The sequence below is a fragment of the Microbacterium foliorum genome, from assembly GCF_006385575.1.
Lineage (GTDB): Bacteria > Actinomycetota > Actinomycetes > Actinomycetales > Microbacteriaceae > Microbacterium > Microbacterium foliorum_B.
Map to the genome: position 1 here is coordinate 178,127 of NZ_CP041040.1, position 16,577 is coordinate 194,703.

The following is a 16,577-nucleotide window of genomic DNA, read 5'->3' on the forward strand; positions in this document are numbered from 1 at the left end:
GGGGTGGTGTCAGGTGACCCGCGGGGGTGGCGTCAGCGCGCCTCGGTCGTCTCCGCACTTGATACGACCTGAACCGTGTCTGTCCGCACGCCGGGGTGGTCGCGTTCGAGCGCTGCGCCCTCCATGTCGACGTTGGGGAGGATGCGGTCGAGCCACCGCGGGAGCCACCAGGCAGACCGGCCGAGCAGATGCATCAGGGCGGGCATGAGCAGCATCCGCACGACGAAGGCGTCGAGCAGCACACCGAAGGCGAGACCGAAGCCGATCGAGCGGATGATGGTCGACTCCGAGAAGATGAAGCCGCCGAACACCGAGACCATGATGAGCGCCGCAGCGATGACGACCGAGCGGCCGGCCCGGAAGCCTTGCGCGACGGCATCCCGAGCCGAGGCGCCGTGCACATACGCCTCGCGCATGCCCGAGGCGAGGAACAGCTGGTAGTCCATCGCCAGCCCGAACAGGATGCCGACGAGGATGACCGGCAGGAAGCTCAGGATCGGGCCGGTGCTGTGCAGGCCGATGATCTCGGCGCCCCAGCCCCACTGGAACACCGCGACGATGAGGCCGTACGTCGCGAAGAGCGAGAGCACGAAGCCTCCGGTCGCGATGATGGGGACGAGCAGCGAGCGGAACACGACGATCATGATGAGCAGCGACAGCCCGACGACGACCACGAGGTAGAGCGGCAGGACGCCGGCGAGTGCCTCGGAGATGTCGATGTTGGTCGCGGCCTGCCCGGCGACGCCGAGCGTGATGCCCCCGTCGAGCTGCGGCAGAGCACGGATGTCCTGCACGAGCTTCTCGGTCGACGCGCTGTTCGGGCCCTCGGCGGGGAGCACCTGGAACGCGAGCAGGGTGTTGTCGTCGGAGGTCGCGATCGGCGCGACGGCCACGACGTCATCCTGGTCGGCGATCTTCTGGGCGACCTCGACCTGCGTGGCGAGCAGGTCGTCGTCGCTCACCGCGTCATCGAGAGTCGCGGTGACGAGCAGCGGCCCGTTGGCTCCCTGGCCGAACTGCTCGTCGACGACGTGGAACGCACGATAGCTGGTCGAGTCGGAGGGCTCGCTCGCGCCGTCGGGAAGACCGAGGCGCATCGACATCGAGGGGATCGCGACGATCAGCAGCGCGATGACGCTGACGAGCACGGTGACGACCGCGCGCAGCGTCGACATCCGCTTCACAGGCTTGCCCGCGGCGTGCGGCTGCCCGATCGTGGCGCGAGCCTTGCCGCTGAGCAGTCGCGTTCCGACGAGCCCGAGGATCGCGGGGGCGAGCGTGATCGCGACGAGCACGGCGACGGCGACGCAGACCGCTCCGACCGTGCCCATGAGCCCGAGGAAGGGCACGCCCGTCACGTTGAGGGCCAGCAGGGCCACGATCACCGTGGTGCCCGCGAACACGACAGCGGTGCCCGAGGTGCCGGTGGCGAGGCCGATGGACTCGCGCACCGGAACGCCGTTGAGCAGCTGCTTGCGGTGCCGGTTCACGATGAAGAGCGAGTAGTCGATGCCGACGGCGAGTCCGAGCATCACACCCAGCACCGGAGTGACGGACGCCATGTCGACGACGCCCGAGAAGGCGAGGGATGCGGTCACGCCGACGCCCACGCCCACGACGGCTGTCACGATCGGGAGTGCTGCGCCGATGAGCGTGCCGAGCATCACGATCAGCACGACGGCCGCGAACGCGAGGCCGATCGCCTCGCCGACGCCGAAGATCTCGGGAACGCCCTGGGCGATGTCGGTGCCGAAGTCGACCTCCACGCCGTCGATCGGCGACGAGTCGAAGTGCTCGATCGTGCCCTGCTTGACCTCTTCCGAGAGCTCGAGGCGGGGGTCTTCGAACGAGACGTTGACGATCGCGGTCGAGCCGTCATCGGATACGACGCCGATGCCGTCCGTCAGATCGAGCAGCGTGGATCCGAGGTCGGCCTGCTCGGCGTTGGACTCGAGCTCGGCGCGCGAGTCGTCGATGGTCTTCTGCTGCGCGTCGAGCTCGGTTGCCTGCGCATTCAGAGCGTCGATCTGCGCATCCAGAGCGGCGAGCTGCTCGGCGGGAGCACCGCCCGCTTCCGCCTGCGACCGCGCGGTGGTCAGCTGCTCGAGTCCGGCCTCGAGCTGGGCCCGACCGTCGTCGAGCTGCGACTGACCGGCATCCAACTGGGTGCGGCCATCGGTGATCTGCGCCTCGCCGTCAGTGAGCTCCTGCTCCTGATCGGCCTGCTGCTGCTGGGCGTCGAACGGGTCGACGACCGAGGCCACGCCGTCGAGATCTTCGGCGCTCGTCGCGAGGTTCGAGATCTCCTGCTTCTGCTCCTCGGTGAAGGCTGAGCCGTCGGTCGTCTGGTAGACGACGGTTCCGGTGCCGCCCGCGGTGTCGGGCAGCTTCTCGGCGAGCTGGTCGGTGACGGCTCCCGACGCGGTGCCCGGGATGTCGAAGCTGTTGCTCAGCGTGCCGCCGAGAGTGAGGAAGGCGCCGACGCCCAGTCCGAGGATGACGACCCACGAGACGATCACCGTCCACGCCTTGCGTGCAGCGAACGAACCCAGGCGGTACAGCAGTGAAGCCAAAACGATCTCCTTCAGACGGATAGATCATACGGGGCGTCTCGTCTAGTGTTCTGTGGTTATCCTGAACGTGTGGTGAACGAGCATCGAAGCGGCCCCGTGCGCAGCACGGCTGCCCGTGAGGCGATCCTCGACGCGACGTCTCGCCTGTTCCACAACCAGGGGTACGACCGGCTCACGATCGAGGGCATCGCGAAAGAGGCAGGGGTCGGCAAGCAGACCATCTACCGCTGGTGGCCGTCGCGCGGAGCCCTGATCGGCGAATGCCTCGCCGAAGGTCGACTCATCCCCGTCGACTTCGTCGTCCCCGACACCGGAGACCTGGCCGCGGACGTCGAGACCTGGCTTCGCAGCGTGCTGTCGATCCTCGAGGCTCCCGAGGGAGGCGCTCTGCTGCGCTCGCTCGTCGCAGCCGCGACGGAGGATGCCGGCGTCGGAGCACACCTCGGTGAGAGCCTCGGTGTCGAGAAGTACCTCACCGAGCGCATCCGCGGTGGCATCCGTGACGGACAGCTCGCTGAGGACGCGCCTGTCGAGCAGCTCGGACGAGCGATCCTCGGAGCGATCATCGTCGAGTCGCTGGGGCGCGAGCACCATGACCCCGATTCGATCGTGCGGCTGACCCGCTTCTTCTTCTCTCGGTAGTCCTCCGGCGCGGGCTGCGACTCATCGCACGGCCAGCGAGTCTGGGCGCAAGGAGGCGACGACCGGCCCTGTTCCTGGGGCTGCTGCGCATCTTCGGCCTCACCGAGCCACCGCCGTCTGGCTGCCCGTCTGCGCGTCCAGGCCCGATCGGTGCCCGAACGCGAACGATGCCGCATCCGCTCCTCGCCTCGGCCGGGCAGCCTTCGTCGTCATCTCACTCACTGCGGCGTCCACGCGGCTCTGACGCGAGACGAGCACGAGTTCGGTGCCGTCGCTGCTCTGTTCGACCGCGACGCGTCGACTCTCGGCGATGCGGTTCATGACTCCCACGGCGAATCCACGGAGGAAGCCGCTGCGTGCCCGACGCCTTTCGCCCTCGCGACACTCGGCATAGAGGTCGCGGTGCGTGAGCCACCATGCGCGCATCGCGACCATGGCCTGCACCTCGAGGCTCGCGGTCAGCGTCTGCGCCTGCTGCACGTCCGACGCATGACCCACCAGATAGAGGGCGGCGACCGTCGGGAACTCCCCGACGAGAGGCCGCACGGTCTCGAGCGCTCGGGCGACTCCGATCCCGATCTCGCGCAGGTCTTTCGCGTAGACGCCGCGGAACAGCATCCGCTCGGTGATGATCTGCTCCTGTGCCTGCCCCAGGAGCCCCCGTCGTTCGTCGATCTGCGCCTGCTCGATCCCGTATTTCACGATCAGGCGCTCGGCGTGCTCGGTCAGTGCCTCGGCCTCTTCAGGCGTCGTGCTCTCGGCCTTCGCAAGCAGTTTGGCGATCAGGTCGAGTTTGGCTTCGGTCATGGCATCCCCCTTGGATCTGTGATGCCTCGAATCCTGCGCGGGGGTGCCTACATTCGGGCATCGGATTCCGGGCCCTGGGGATATCTCCAGACGAGTGGATGCCGGTGCAGAAGACGACGCCGCTCCAGATGCAGGCTCAGATCACAGATGCAGGCTCAGAATTCGGTTTCTGGACCTGCAACTGTCATTCGGGCATGCACCTGTGACCCAGGGTGACCTGTGATCCGAGCCGGCGCGTGGCGACGGAGCAGACGAAACGGGCAGGCCTCAGCCCAGGATCAGCGTGATCACGGTCGCGCCGCCGCCACCGAGGATGAGCGCGATGATGACGCTCCAGGCGATGATGCGCAGGCGACGATTGCGCTTCTCCCCGAGATCGCCGTAGTCCTCGCTCAGCCCGTCGCCGCTCATGCGCTGACCGGCTCGCTGACCGTCGGGCCGAAGGCTGCGGGCAGGGTGGCCTGCGAGCGCTCGCGGATCTCGGCGACGGGAACCGTGAAGACGTCCTGCACCTCGAGCTTCGCGCCCTCGGAGTCGGTCACGCCGATGCGCATCACCGGGTAGTCGCGGCCTTCGCAGAGCCCACGGAACTTCACGTCGTCCTCACGCGGAACCGTCACGATGACGCGACCGGTCGACTCGGAGAACAGGGCGGATGCGGCATCCACACCGTCGCGCTCGATGATCTCGTTGAGCCAGACGCGTGCGCCGACGCCGAAGCGCGAGACGCCCTCGGCGAGGGCCTGTGCGAGGCCACCCTCCGACACGTCGTGCGCCGACGAGATCAGCCACTCGTCACGAGCCGCGCCGAGCAGGCCCGCGAGGCGCTTCTCGCCCGCGAGGTCGACCTTCGGCGGCAGTCCACCGAGGTGCTGGTGCACGGTCTCGGCCCACGCCGAACCCGACAGCTCGGTCGAGGTCGTGCCGAGCAGGTAGATGTTCTGGCCCTCGTCCTGCCACCCCGAGGGGATGCGGCGCGAGACGTCGTCGATGATGCCGAGCACGCCGACGAGCGGGGTCGGGTGGATCGGCACGTCGCCGGTCTGGTTGTAGAACGAGACGTTGCCGCCGGTCACAGGGGTGCCGAGCTCGTAGCATCCGTCGGCCAGGCCGTCGACGGTCTGCCCGAACTGCCACATGACCTCGGGGTTCTCGGGAGAGCCGAAGTTCAGGCAGTCGGTGATCGCGGTCGGCACGGCGCCGGTGACGGCGACGTTGCGGTACGCCTCGGCCAGGGCCAGCTGTGCGCCCGCATACGGGTCGAGCTGGCAGTAACGGCCGTTGGCGTCGGTCGAGATCGCGAAGCCCAGGCCCGATTCCTCGTCGACCCGGATCATGCCGGCGTCGTCGGGGAACGAGAGTGCCGTGTTGCCGAGCACGTAGTAGTCGTACTGGTTGGTGATCCAGCGGGTGTCGGCGAGGTTCGGCGAAGCGACCAGGTTGAGGAACTGCTCGCGCAGCACCTCGGGGTCGTTCGACCGGGGCAGGTTCTCGGCGGCATCCGCCTGCAGTGCGTCGATCCACGTCGGGTACGCGACCGGGCGGTCGTAGACCGGGCCGTCGACCGCGACGGTCGAGGGGTCGACGTCGACGATGCGCTCGCCCTGCCAGTCGATGATGAGGCGGCCGTCTCCGGTGACCTCGCCGAGCACCGAGGTCTCGACGTCCCACTTATCGACGACCGCGAGGAACGCGTCGAGCTTCTCGGGGGCGACGATCGCCATCATGCGCTCCTGCGACTCCGACATGAGGATCTCCTCAGCCGTGAGCGACGGATCGCGCAGCAGCACGTTGTCGAGCGAGACCTTCATGCCGCTGTTGCCGTTGGCCGCGAGCTCGCTGGTGGCGCACGAGATTCCTGCGGCACCGAGGTCTTGGATGGCCTCGACGAGCTCGTCGCGGTACAGCTCGAGGCAGCACTCGATGAGCACCTTCTCGGCGAACGGGTCGCCCACCTGCACCGCGGGGCGTTTGGTGGGGCCGGTGCTGTCGAACGAGTCGGATGCCAGGATGCTGGCGCCGCCGATGCCATCGCCACCCGTGCGGGCACCGAACAGCACGACCTTGTTGCCGACGCCGGTGGCGTTGGCGAGCTTGAGGTCTTCGTGACGGAGCACGCCGACCGCGAGAGCGTTCACGAGGGGGTTGGCCTGGTAGACGGAGTCGAAGACCGTCTCGCCGCCGATGTTCGGCAGGCCGAGGCAGTTGCCGTAGAAGCTGATGCCGCTGGTCACGCCGTGCACGACGCGGGCCGTGTCGGGGTGGTCGATCGCGCCGAAGCGCAGGGCGTCCATGATCGCGACCGGGCGTGCGCCCATCGAGATGATGTCGCGGACGATGCCGCCGACGCCGGTGGCCGCGCCCTGGAACGGCTCGATGAACGAGGGGTGGTTGTGCGACTCGGCCTTGAAGGTGACGGCCCAGCCCTCGCCGACGTCGATGACGCCCGCGTTCTGGCCCATGCCCACCATCAGGCGTTCCTTCATCTCGTCCGAGACCTTCTGACCGAAGCGGCGCAGGTAGTTCTTCGACGACTTGTAGGAGCAGTGCTCCGACCACATCACGGAGTACATCGCCAGCTCGCCGGAGGTCGGGCGTCGGCCCAGGATCTCCTTGATGCGGGCGTACTCGTCATCCTTGAGGCCCAGCGCTGCGTAGGGCTGTTCCTTCTTCGGAGTCGCGGCTGCGTTCTCGACGGAGTCGGGGACGTGCTTGTGGGCAGGTGCAGGGGCGGTGGTCACGCGCACTCCTAGATGAGGGGCCGGCGGGGCATGGCCAGTCTACCGGGGGATGCCGGGGCCGATCGCCGGTCAGGACGCGGCGGCGAAGCGGGGTTCCCGTGTCGAGGTTCTGTGGTCGAAAAGGCGTCCTCTGCGCGGTGGGTGGTCAGAAAAGCATCCGAATCGTGGTTGAGGGATGCGTTTTTGACCACCCGAGGAGCGCTGCGCGACATCGCCGGTCAGGATGCGGCGGCGAAGCGCCCCGCGAGAGTGCGGGCGGCCTCTGCGAAGGCGGGCGGGCCGACGACCGTGAACGGGGCATCGAAGCGGGTGATCGAGGCGAGGATGCCGACCCACGACCACGATCCGACCGTGACGCGACACGAGGTCTCGTCGATGGGCTCGACAGTGCCGTCGCCACCGATCCACTTCGCGACCTCTCGGGCAGGCAGAGCGAGCACGAGCTCGCCGATGCAGGGCCAGCGGTCTTCGGCATCCGATCCCTTTGCCCGCGCCGCGAGGTAGGTCTGCGCGTCGGCCGAGGGCAACTCGCGCGGGGTGAAAACGGGGCCGGTCGGGATGCGCAGGGCCATGCGATCGAGTCGGAACGTGCGCCAGCCGTCGGCCTCGAGATCCCAGGCGAGCAGGTACCACCGGCCCTCCCGGGCGACGACGGCGTGTGGTTCGGTGCGCCTGGCCGGGCGGTCGCGGCGCTCGCCGTAGTCGAAACGCAGCACTACTCGATCGCGCACAGCCGCGCTGACTGCCTCGAGTACCGCCGGATCGACCCGCGTCTCGTTCTCGGCGCCGGTGAAGCGGATGCCGTCGACCCGATGTCGCAGGCGCGACGGCATCACCTGCCGCACCGTCGCGAGCGCCCGCGCGGCGCCTTCGTTGATGTCGATCCCCGTTGCCGGCACGCTCTGCAGACCGACCGCGATGGCGACGGCCTGCTCGTCGTCGAAGAGAAGAGGAGGAAGCTCCGAGCCCGCCGCCAGCCGGTATCCGCCGTCGGGACCCTTGATCGCGCTGATCCGGTACCCCAATTCGCGCAGCCGATCGACGTCTCGTCGCACCGTGCGGGGAGTGACATCGAGCCGGTCGGCGAGCACCTGCCCCGGCCAGTCGCGCTGCGTCTGCAGCAGCGAGAGCAGGGCGAGCATGCGCGAGGAACTGCCGGTCATATCTTCATTCTGCGGTAAGTAGAGGACTGAAACTGTCCGCTTCTGCTGTGAGTGTGAGTCTCAACGGCATCCCCGCCGTTCGAATCCAACGAGGAGACCCCATGACCATCGCAACCACCACCCACCTGAACTTCCGCGGCACCGCCCGTCAGGCGCTCGAGTTCTATCAGGGCGTCTTCGGCGGAGACGTGACAGTCGCCACCTACAGCGACGTCGGGATGCCGGCGGGCGTGCCCGGCGCAGACAAGGTCGTGTTCGGGCAGGTAGAGAACGCCGACGGCTTCCGGCTGATGGCGTATGACATCCCCGGCGCATCCGAGGACCCGGACGCGACGGCGGGCACGACCTCGCGCGAGAACGGGACGACCATCACCGACCGCACGTTCTTCCAGTCGCTGCGCGCAGACTCGCTCGATGAGATCACCGGATACTGGAACGCTCTCGCAGACGGCGGCTCTGTCGTCGAGCCGCTCGTTTCGTCGGCCTGGTCGCCCGGATTCGGGATGCTGACCGACCGTTTCGGTGTGACCTGGGTGCTCGACGTGAAGGCGGCGTACGCGGGCTGAATCGGTTGGCGTTCACAACTCAGCATGAACTGCGTCGAATCGGCCCGAAACCGCAGATTTCGATCCGGATCGTCAGGTTCTTGCTGAGTTGTGAACGCCGGAGGGTGGTGCTACCCGTCGGGGAGCTGACGGCTAGCCCTCGCCGCCTTTGCCTTTGTCCTTCTCGCCTTTGTCGCCCTTGCCGGAATTTCCGGGGTTCCCGTTGTTCCCTGGGTTCCCGCTGTTCCCGGGGTTCCCGCTGTTCCCGGGGTTCCCGCTGTTCCCGGGGTTCTCGCTGTTCCCTGGGTTCCCGGGGTTCCCGTTGTTCGCGGAGTCCTCGGGGTCGGAGACGACCTCGACGGGGGCTGCCGGCGCTTCCGCGGGCACTTCCACGGGCGCTGGCTCGGCCGGCACTCGGACCACCGGTACAGCCGCTGTTCTCGAGAACTCGGCGGATGCGGGGGCGGTGAATGCCGTGAGCCCGGCGACGATCGCCCCCGTCGCGACCAGCCCGGCAGCGCCGGCGAGCACGCGGTTACGGGTGCGGGTGCGAGAGGCAGCGCCAGCACCGGAGCCAGCGCCGACACCGGTGACCGCCGTGGCGCTGGTGTCCGGGGTTGCCGGGAGCACGGCCGTCGCACCGGTCGGCGACGAGTCGACGGCATCCGATCGCCCTGCGTCGGATTCCGCCGCGGCGCCCGCGGTCGGGTCCGCGCCGGGATGCTCCGCGGGGGCCGCGCCCACGGTCGGATCCGCATCCGCATCCTTCGCGGGGGCCGCGCCCGCGGTCGGGTCCGCGCCGGCCGACGCGACGATGGCTGCCGCCGCCGCAGCGACCGCGGAACCGTTGGCGTCAGCGGCGTAGCCCCGGAGCAGACCGCGTGCGGCACGAGCGACCTCGGCCGCCGTCGGTCGCTCTTCGGGCTCGAGCCGCGTCATGCGGGTCAGCAGATCGCGCCACTCCTCGGGCACCGTCTCGGAGATCGCGGGCGGTTGCGCGAGTCGGGCGATCGCCGCTGCGCGTCCGGAGCCGAGCGCGGCGTACCCGGTCTCGCCGCTCAGGGCCTCCAGCACCACCAGGCCCAGCGCGAAGATGTCGACCGGAGTGCTGGGGTCGGCGTCGCGCAGCTGTTCCGGCGCCATATAAGTGAGTGTGCCGAGCACGATCCCCGGGGTCGTGAGCCGAGTGTCCTCGATCGAGCAGGCGATGCCGAAGTCGGCGAGCTTCGCGGTGACGGGGCGGCCCGAGCGCCCTCGAGCCAGCAGCACGTTCGACGGCTTGACGTCACGGTGCACGATTCCCGCGGCGTGCACTGCAGCGAGACCCTCGGCGAGGTCGCGGGTGATGCGCGCGACGTCTCGCGGCGGCAGGGGACCTTCGGCCATGCGCGTGGCGAGCGTCGGTCCGTCGACGAACTCCATGACGAGGTACTGGGGTCGTCCGGGGGCGAGCTGCGCGTCGTAGAGCGTCACGAGCGAGGGGTGACTCAGCGAGGCGAGGAGCGCCTTCTCGGTGTGCGCCCGCTCGATCGACGCGACCGGGCCCTCGCCGTGGATCATCTTGATCGCCACGATGCGCCCGAGGTGAGTGTCTTCGGCGCGATACACGGTCGCCATGCCGCCCTGCCCGACACGGTCGTGCAGCACGTACCGTCCGTCGAGGAGCGCCGCCGTCGGGGACACCACTTCCAGGGTCATCGCTTCGTCCTTGCACCAGCATCCGGGTCATGCATCAGAAGAACCTAACCGGCGTGAGCGGAGCTCGTCACAGGGCTTGACGTGGTGGCGAATTGGTGAGTGTGTCGCTGTGGCGGGTTCGAGGTTGCGCAGGTGCCGCGCATCACGATGCGGCCCCGCCGGTCGAGGGTCTGATTCGGTGCGGGGTCAAAAGTGCATCGGAAACGGCCGGTTCGGATGCGTTATTGACCCCGCTCCGCCGTGATCATGGCCCGCCCGACGACGGGGCGACGCGCTGTCAAGGGTCTGCTCCCTCTCAGGCCCCTCGCGTAGAAAGGTGGCAGATCGAAAGGACGTGGCATGGCCGCAGGCGACATCGAGACCTTCCAGCGTGACGGGATCTGGTTCAACCGCATCGAGGGCGAATCGCGCACCCTGGGTTCGAGCTTCGGCACTCAAGACGAAGCCGTTCGGGCCGGCCGCGGAGCAGCGGCCGCGCGTCAGGTCCGGCACACCGTGCGCGCCGACGAGGGTCCGTCCGACACCGGAAACCTGCACGACTGGCATCCACGCGACCTCATGAACTGATGCGCCCTGATTCTGTGGAGCGATCAGAGCGACGGATGCTGTTGCAGGCCTGCATCAACGGCGCCCATCCGGCGACAGAGCACCCGGCGTTGAGCGCCGACGCGACCCTCTCCGCAGCCGACGCGGCGCGCGCCGTTGCCGCGGGAGCGAACGCGATCCACGTGCACCCGAAGGATGCCGCGGGTCACGACAGCCTTGCTGCCGCTGACGTCGAACGATGGCTGCGGGCTCTGAGAGCCGCGTGCCCCGACGTGCCGATCGGCGTGACGACCGGAGCGTGGATCGAGCGCGACGTCGAGCGGCGGTTGGCCGCGATCGAGGAGTGGACGGAAGTCCCCGACTTCGCATCCGTCAACTGGCACGAGACAGGCGCCGACGACGTTGCCGAACTGCTGCTGAGCCGAGGAGTGGGAATCGAAGCGGGCATCTGGGACGCGACAGGCCTCGAGACCTGGAGTCAGTCGCCTGTCCGCAGCCGATGCACACGCGTGCTCATCGAGCTGCCCGACGAGGCCGCCGAGGTCGTGCGGCGCCACGCCGAGGGGCTGATCGCGCACGTCCGGCTCGACGAGCCGAGCATCCCGATCCTGCTGCATGGGGAACTGCGATCGGCGTGGCCCGCGTTCACGCTCGCCGTCGAGCTCGAGCTCGATTCGCGCATCGGACTCGAAGACACACTGTCTCTGCCCGACGGGCGGACCGCCCCCGACAACGCGACGCTGGTGCGCACTGCGGGCGGGATCGCCTTCGCCGGCTGACCGGACCGGCATACTGACCGTCACTCGCCGAAACGAGAATCGCGCGGCGGGAGGGCCTTCCTTAGTGTGGAAGCTTCACGCTGTGAAGGAGTACTCGTGTCTGAGACCACGACCACGACCGCCGGTCGCGCCGGTCGTTCGGCGACGGCGATCGCATGAGCATCCGTCGTTCCGATGCCGTCGTCCGATGTCGGTTCGTGGGCTGAGGGCCGCTCGCCATGACCGATGACCGCGCGCGCACTGACCCGCATCCGTTCGACTCCCGCACGAGGTTCGACCTCGATCGGCCCGAGAGCCGCAAGTGGAGCCTGCACCCCGGGCGCATCGGCGCGTGGGTCGCCGAGATGGACTTCGGCGTCGCGCCCGTGATCGCCGATGCAATGCACCGAGCGATCGACGAGGAGAACCTCGGATACCTGTCGCCACCGCTCGCCGCCCGGCTCGGTGAGGCCACCGCCGAGTGGATGCAGGGCGAGTACGGCTGGGCGATCGATCCCGAGCGCGTGCATCCGGTGTCCGATGTGATGGCCGCGCTGCGGGTGGCGGTCGAGGAATATGCGCCCCCCGGGTCGCCCGTCATCGTGCCGACGCCCGCATATATGCCGTTTTTGACATATCTGCCCGCGATCGGACATCCGGTGATCGAGATCCCCGGTGTCGAGGTCGACGGGCGCTGGCATCACGACCTGCAGCGCATCGATGAGGCGTTCGCCGCAGGTGCTCGCACGCTCGTGCTCTGCAACCCGCACAATCCGACCGGCACGGTGGTCGAGCGCGCTGAGCTGGAGGCGCTCGCGGAGATCGTGGGGCGCCACGGCGGCCGGGTGTTCGCGGATGAGATCCATGCGCCGCTGCGCTTCGACGGCCGACCGTTCATCCCCTATGCATCCGTGTCGGAGGCGACGGCCGCGCACACCATCACCGGCACGAGCGCGTCGAAGGCGTGGAACATCCCCGGACTGAAAACCGCTCAGCTGATCACCTCGAATGACGCCGACCAGCAGCTGTACCGCCGGTTCGGGTTCTCGGTGCAGCACGGCGCCGCGACGCTCGGCGTGGTCGCGTCGACTGCGGCGTATCGCGAGGGCAAGCCGTGGCTCGACGGAGTGATCGACTACCTCTACGAGTCGCGACACCTTGTGGGATCCCTTGTCGCCGAACACCTTCCCGGCGCGATCTATCGCCAACCGGACGCGACCTACATCGGCTGGATCGACACGAGCGAGCTGGGCATCGAGGGTGCGCCTGCAGCGTTCTTCCGCGACCGTGCCGGAGTCGTGCTGACGGAGGGCGCGCTGCTCGGACGAGGGTACGAGGATTTCGTGCGGGTCGTGTTCGCGACTCCGCGGCCGATCCTGCGCGAGGCGTTCGCCGCGATGGGGGATGCCGTTCGGGCACGCTGACGCGAGCATCCGCTCGGTGGCGCAGTGCCGATCGCGCCGGTTCCCGGGATCGATCGCGTTCAGCGGATCGATCGCGCCCCGAGCGTCGTTGCGCCTCGCGGGCGCCGGATGCGGGGTCGAAAACGCATCTCCCGCCGGATGCGGGGTCAAAAACGCATCCCTAGTGGGCCTTTGCGGTGCGAAACTGACCCCGCACCGCCGGGGGGTCGAGAACGCACCGCGCCACACAACCTGTCTGGGCAGTACAGCTAGACCCGCGGCCCGGCGTCGAGTCCGAATCGCTCCGCTGCTGCCGCGAACTCCAGGTCGAAGGTGAGGATGCTCTCGATCGCATCGCCGATCTCGAGCGCGGTGGCCAGGTGCAGCGCATCCAAAGTGCGTAATCCGCTGTGCAGCTCGACGGCCCGCGCGAGCGTGTCATCGCTGAGTGAGACGAAAGCCACGCGATCGAGCAACTCCTGCGCGGCATCCGTGCTGATCGCGCGCCGGTCCGCGACGGCATGCAGTTCGACCGCCAGCAGTCGGGAGGAGACGAAGGCCGTGCCGTCGGCGAATGCCCGGCGCATCGCTGCACTGCCGTCCTCGTCGATGAGTGCCTTGGCCGCTGCAGAGGTGTCGAGGTAGATCACAGCCGGTCGGACCGAAGGTCGTCGAGGATGTCTCGGGTCGAGCGTTCACTCGTGGCGGCGGGTGTGGGGAGCGCCCCGGACTTCGATGGCATCGTCACGCGGCCCGACGACACGAGTCGCTCCCAGGCGGTCTGTGCAGGGGGAGCCAGCTCAGCGATCGGGCGCCCGCGGTCGGTGATGATCAGCCGCTCCCCGGCAGCCACTCGCGCCAGCACCTTCGCGGTCTGCTGATTGAGTTCCGTCTTCGTCACCCTGGCCATACCCCCGATTCTACGCTCGATCTAGTAGAAGTAGTAGATCGCGTCTCTTGCTCGCTCTCCCTCATCCTGCGCGGGGGTTCGGACATTCCGCCCTGGTCATATGCGGGTCAATGACCAACGTGCAGGCCTCATCATGCGGGGTCGATTTCGCATCCGAAACGGCCGGTTCCGATGCGAAATTGACCCCGCATCGGCTAGGAGCGAGACGAGACGCGGTCAGGCGGTGCGGTCGCGCAGCGCGGCGGTGATGCGGTCGACCGCCTCGGCCATGACCGGGCGGGGCAGGGCGAAGACGAAGCGCGTGTATCCGATCGCGGCCTCGCCACAGGCGGCACCATCCGTCATCGCGACCCCGGCGTGCTCGCGGAACCACTCCCCGAGATCCCCGGTCAACCCCGTCTCGCGGAAGTCGAGCAGCGCGATGTAACTGCCCTCGGGCACGATCATCCGCACGCCGGGCAGCTTCTCGTCGACGAGCTGCGCCAGCATCCGTCGGTTGCCGTCGAGGTACTCGACCACCCCATCGAGCCACTCGCGCCCGCCGGTGTAGGCCGCGATGTTCGCGACGACGCCGAGCGTCGAGGTGCCGTGTCCTGCCCAGAATCCGAGGCTCTCCCAGAGCGCGGCGTCGGCGTCGTTCGAGAGGATGACCTGCGCGCACTTCAGGCCGGCGAGGTTCCACGCCTTCGACGCAGACGTCGCGGTGAGCGTGTGGGTTGCTGCGGCATCCGATATTGAGGCGTAGGGGATGTGCTGAGCCGGCGCGTAGACGATGGGCGCGTGGATCTCGTCGGAGAACACCCGCCCGCCCGCATCCGTCACGACCGAGGCGATCGCGAGCAGCTCGTCACGGGTCGCGACGGTGCCTAGGGGGTTGTGCGGGTTGCAGAGCACCAGCATCTCGCCGCCGTCGCGGAACGCCTGGGCGACGGCATTCAGGTCCATGACCCAGCGTCCGTCGACCTCGACGCTGGGCACCTCGATCACCCGGCGGCCGCGCATCGGCGGCACCAGGAGGAACGGCATGTATGCGGGCGTCGGCACGATGATCGCCGAGCCGGGAGTCGTGAAGTGGTCGATCGCCAGTTCGAATGCGGCGATCACATCGGGCACATGGTGCACCCGCTCGGGCGAGATCTCCCACCCGTACGAGTCGGAATACCAGCGGGCCGTCGCCTGCGAGAGATCCTTCGCGAGCTTCTCGGGCAGGTATCCGGTGACGCCCAGGTCCAACGCATCCTTCACGGCGGTGCTGACGGCAGGGGCGAGTCCGAAGTCCATCTCGGCCACGAACGCGCCGATCATGTCGGGGAAGGTCGTCCATTTGAGGCTGCCCGCCGCGCGCAGGTCGTCTTGAGTGATCTGGTCGAACGTGCCCGTGGTCATACTTCAATCCTTCCATCCATGGGGAGCCCTCGGTCCGGATGCGGAAGGTCTGAGCTGTGCACTCGTCGACACCTGCATGTCCGGATCACACATGATGCCGAGAACGACGGGTTCGGCCTGTATCCGTGATGTGAGCCTGCATCTGTGAGGGCCGCCCGAGCGCGGCCCCGCACCGAGGGCGTGCCGCGTGCGGGGTCACTTCCGCACCGGAAACCGAGGCCAGCGATGCGTTTTTGACCCCGCACCGAGAGCGCTCGCCCGAGCCACACCATTGAGCCACCCCCGCACCCGTGCCAGGATTGCCCCGACTCGGCTCACCGGGGGCGGGGACGAAGGGATTCTCATGCAGCTGGCGATGATCGGACTCGGCCGGATGGGTGCAAACATCGTGCGCCGCCTCATGCGCGACGGGCACGAGTGCGTGGTCTATGACGTGAATGCCGATGCGGTGCAGGCGCTGGTCGCCGAGGGAGCCACGGGCGCAGACAGCATGGCCGACCTGGCGTCGAAGCTCGAAGCGCCGCGGGCCGTGTGGATGATGGTGCCCGCCTCGCTCACGGGCATGGTGGCCGATCAGGCGGCGGAGGTGCTCGATGAGGGCGACATCCTGATCGACGGCGGTAACTCGAACTACCGTGACGACGTGCGCCGGGCGAAGACCTTCCGTGAGCGCGGCATCCACTATGTCGATGTGGGCACGAGCGGTGGCGTCTTCGGGCTCGACCGCGGCTACTGCCTGATGGTCGGCGGCCCGGACGAGGCCGTGCAGCGCATCGAGCCCGTGCTGCGCACGATCGCCCCGGGCGTCGGCGAGATCGAGCGCACCCCCGGTCGCACGGGAGACCTCACCCCCGAGGAGCAGGGCTACCTGCACTGCGGACCGTCGGGCGCGGGGCACTTCGTGAAGATGGTGCACAACGGCATCGAGTACGGCATCATGGCGTCGATCGCCGAGGGCCTCAATCTGCTGCACAACGCGGATGCCGGAGTGCGCGAGGCCGAACACTCCGCCGAGATCGCCCCGCTGGAGGAGCCGGAGTTCTACCAGTTCCCGATCGACACGTCGAAGGTCGCGGAGCTGTGGCGCCGAGGATCCGTCATCTCGTCGTGGCTGCTCGACCTCACGGCCGCCGCGCTCTCCGAGAACCCGACGCTCGACGGTCTCGCCGGCCGGGTGTCCGACTCGGGCGAGGGGCGCTGGACGGTCAAGGCCGCGGTCGACGTGGGGGTGCCCGTGCCGGTGCTCGCGGCGTCGCTGTTCGAGCGCTTCGCCTCGCGCGGTGAGGATCAATTCGCCAACCAGGTGCTGTCGGCCATGCGTCTGCAGTTCGGCGGACACCAGGAGCTCCCCGCCGGAGACGTGCTCGAGGCCGGCTCGCGCAAGGCCGACTCCGACAGCGCATAA

Annotated in this window: 15 protein-coding genes; 6 read left to right on the top strand and 9 right to left on the bottom strand. The window is 68.5% G+C overall.

The annotated features are described in order from the left end of the window. Window positions 1-32: 32 nt before the first annotated feature. Window positions 33-2,573, bottom strand: a complete 2,541-nt coding sequence (locus tag FIV50_RS00895; protein WP_140035781.1) for an MMPL family transporter — start codon at window positions 2,571-2,573, stop codon at window positions 33-35. Window positions 2,574-2,645: 72 nt separating this feature from the next. Here FIV50_RS00895 and FIV50_RS00900 point away from each other — a divergent pair, with 72 nt between their 5' ends. Next, window positions 2,646-3,215: a TetR/AcrR family transcriptional regulator gene (locus FIV50_RS00900; protein ID WP_235558896.1), complete on the top strand. Its 570-nt coding sequence runs from the start codon at window positions 2,646-2,648 to the stop codon at window positions 3,213-3,215. Between the two features lie 99 nt (window positions 3,216-3,314). Here FIV50_RS00900 and FIV50_RS00905 read toward each other — a convergent pair whose 3' ends face one another. The 4 genes from FIV50_RS00905 to FIV50_RS00915 form a co-directional block, all read right to left on the bottom strand. After that, window positions 3,315-4,022 (bottom strand): DUF2786 domain-containing protein, encoded by a 708-nt coding sequence (locus tag FIV50_RS00905; RefSeq protein WP_140035782.1) that lies wholly within the window; start codon window positions 4,020-4,022, stop codon window positions 3,315-3,317. Window positions 4,023-4,289: 267 nt separating this feature from the next. Continuing rightward, the gene (locus FIV50_RS17560) at window positions 4,290-4,433 is read right to left on the bottom strand and encodes a hypothetical protein (RefSeq protein ID WP_181164282.1); all 144 of its coding nucleotides are present in this window, start codon (window positions 4,431-4,433) and stop codon (window positions 4,290-4,292) included. Next, entirely contained in the window at window positions 4,430-6,763 is a 2,334-nt protein-coding gene (gene purL, locus FIV50_RS00910; RefSeq protein ID WP_140035783.1) for a phosphoribosylformylglycinamidine synthase subunit PurL, read from the bottom strand. The genes FIV50_RS17560 and purL overlap by 4 nt, the downstream gene beginning before the upstream one ends. Window positions 6,764-6,981: 218 nt before the next feature. Then, on the bottom strand, window positions 6,982-7,926 hold the full coding sequence (locus FIV50_RS00915; protein WP_140035784.1) for a helix-turn-helix transcriptional regulator: 945 nt from the start codon (window positions 7,924-7,926) through the stop codon (window positions 6,982-6,984). 101 nt (window positions 7,927-8,027) lie between these two features. On the opposite strand from FIV50_RS00915, the gene FIV50_RS00920 reads away from it, so the two are divergent. Then, window positions 8,028-8,492 (top strand): VOC family protein, encoded by a 465-nt coding sequence (locus FIV50_RS00920; protein WP_140035785.1) that lies wholly within the window; start codon window positions 8,028-8,030, stop codon window positions 8,490-8,492. Between the two features lie 132 nt (window positions 8,493-8,624). On the opposite strand, the gene FIV50_RS17980 is transcribed toward FIV50_RS00920, so the two are convergent. After that, the gene (locus tag FIV50_RS17980) at window positions 8,625-10,169 is read right to left on the bottom strand and encodes a serine/threonine-protein kinase (RefSeq protein ID WP_140035786.1); all 1,545 of its coding nucleotides are present in this window, start codon (window positions 10,167-10,169) and stop codon (window positions 8,625-8,627) included. Between the two features lie 339 nt (window positions 10,170-10,508). On the opposite strand from FIV50_RS17980, the gene FIV50_RS00930 reads away from it, so the two are divergent. The 3 genes from FIV50_RS00930 to FIV50_RS00940 all read left to right on the top strand — a co-directional run bounded on the left by FIV50_RS00930 (window position 10,509) and on the right by FIV50_RS00940 (window position 12,897). Further along, on the top strand, window positions 10,509-10,736 hold the full coding sequence (locus FIV50_RS00930) for a DUF2188 domain-containing protein (protein WP_140035787.1): 228 nt from the start codon (window positions 10,509-10,511) through the stop codon (window positions 10,734-10,736). Then, entirely contained in the window at window positions 10,736-11,494 is a 759-nt protein-coding gene (locus tag FIV50_RS00935) for a 3-keto-5-aminohexanoate cleavage protein (RefSeq protein ID WP_258184357.1), read from the top strand. Before FIV50_RS00930 ends, FIV50_RS00935 begins: the two co-directional genes overlap by 1 nt. 218 nt (window positions 11,495-11,712) lie before the next feature. Further along, window positions 11,713-12,897: a MalY/PatB family protein gene (locus FIV50_RS00940; protein WP_140035788.1), complete on the top strand. Its 1,185-nt coding sequence runs from the start codon at window positions 11,713-11,715 to the stop codon at window positions 12,895-12,897. A gap of 248 nt (window positions 12,898-13,145) precedes the next feature. Here FIV50_RS00940 and FIV50_RS00945 read toward each other — a convergent pair whose 3' ends face one another. From FIV50_RS00945 to FIV50_RS00955, 3 genes are all read right to left on the bottom strand, one after another. Continuing rightward, window positions 13,146-13,526, bottom strand: coding sequence for a type II toxin-antitoxin system VapC family toxin (locus tag FIV50_RS00945; protein WP_140035789.1), 381 nt, complete (start codon window positions 13,524-13,526; stop codon window positions 13,146-13,148). Next, complete coding sequence (locus FIV50_RS00950; protein WP_140035790.1) at window positions 13,523-13,786, bottom strand: type II toxin-antitoxin system Phd/YefM family antitoxin; 264 nt, start codon at window positions 13,784-13,786, stop codon at window positions 13,523-13,525. Before FIV50_RS00950 ends, FIV50_RS00945 begins: the two co-directional genes overlap by 4 nt. Window positions 13,787-14,002: 216 nt before the next feature. Then, window positions 14,003-15,172 carry a MalY/PatB family protein gene (locus FIV50_RS00955; RefSeq protein ID WP_140035791.1) on the bottom strand — a complete coding sequence of 390 codons (1,170 nt, stop codon included), beginning with the start codon at window positions 15,170-15,172 and terminating at the stop codon, window positions 14,003-14,005. A 343-nt stretch (window positions 15,173-15,515) separates the two neighbouring features. On the opposite strand from FIV50_RS00955, the gene gnd reads away from it, so the two are divergent. Further along, a complete protein-coding gene (gnd, locus tag FIV50_RS00960) occupies window positions 15,516-16,577 on the top strand; it encodes a phosphogluconate dehydrogenase (NAD(+)-dependent, decarboxylating) (protein ID WP_140035792.1) in 1,062 nt (353 codons plus the stop codon).

What these genes read in the sequence shown, in the direction of transcription:
- FIV50_RS00905 (WP_140035782.1), bottom strand. Translation starts at nt 4,022, where the DNA reads ATGACCGAAGCCAAACTCGACCTGATCGCCAAACTGCTTGCGAAGGCC.
- FIV50_RS17560 (WP_181164282.1), bottom strand. Translation starts at nt 4,433, where the DNA reads ATGAGCGGCGACGGGCTGAGCGAGGACTACGGCGATCTCGGGGAGAAG.
- FIV50_RS00915 (WP_140035784.1), bottom strand. Translation starts at nt 7,926, where the DNA reads ATGACCGGCAGTTCCTCGCGCATGCTCGCCCTGCTCTCGCTGCTGCAG.
- FIV50_RS00920 (WP_140035785.1), top strand. Translation starts at nt 8,028, where the DNA reads ATGACCATCGCAACCACCACCCACCTGAACTTCCGCGGCACCGCCCGT.
- FIV50_RS17980 (WP_140035786.1), bottom strand. Translation starts at nt 10,169, where the DNA reads ATGACCCTGGAAGTGGTGTCCCCGACGGCGGCGCTCCTCGACGGACGG.
- FIV50_RS00930 (WP_140035787.1), top strand. Translation starts at nt 10,509, where the DNA reads ATGGCCGCAGGCGACATCGAGACCTTCCAGCGTGACGGGATCTGGTTC.
- FIV50_RS00935 (WP_258184357.1), top strand. Translation starts at nt 10,736, where the DNA reads ATGCGCCCTGATTCTGTGGAGCGATCAGAGCGACGGATGCTGTTGCAG.
- FIV50_RS00940 (WP_140035788.1), top strand. Translation starts at nt 11,713, where the DNA reads ATGACCGATGACCGCGCGCGCACTGACCCGCATCCGTTCGACTCCCGC.
- FIV50_RS00950 (WP_140035790.1), bottom strand. Translation starts at nt 13,786, where the DNA reads ATGGCCAGGGTGACGAAGACGGAACTCAATCAGCAGACCGCGAAGGTG.
- FIV50_RS00955 (WP_140035791.1), bottom strand. Translation starts at nt 15,172, where the DNA reads ATGACCACGGGCACGTTCGACCAGATCACTCAAGACGACCTGCGCGCG.
- gnd (WP_140035792.1), top strand. Translation starts at nt 15,516, where the DNA reads ATGCAGCTGGCGATGATCGGACTCGGCCGGATGGGTGCAAACATCGTG.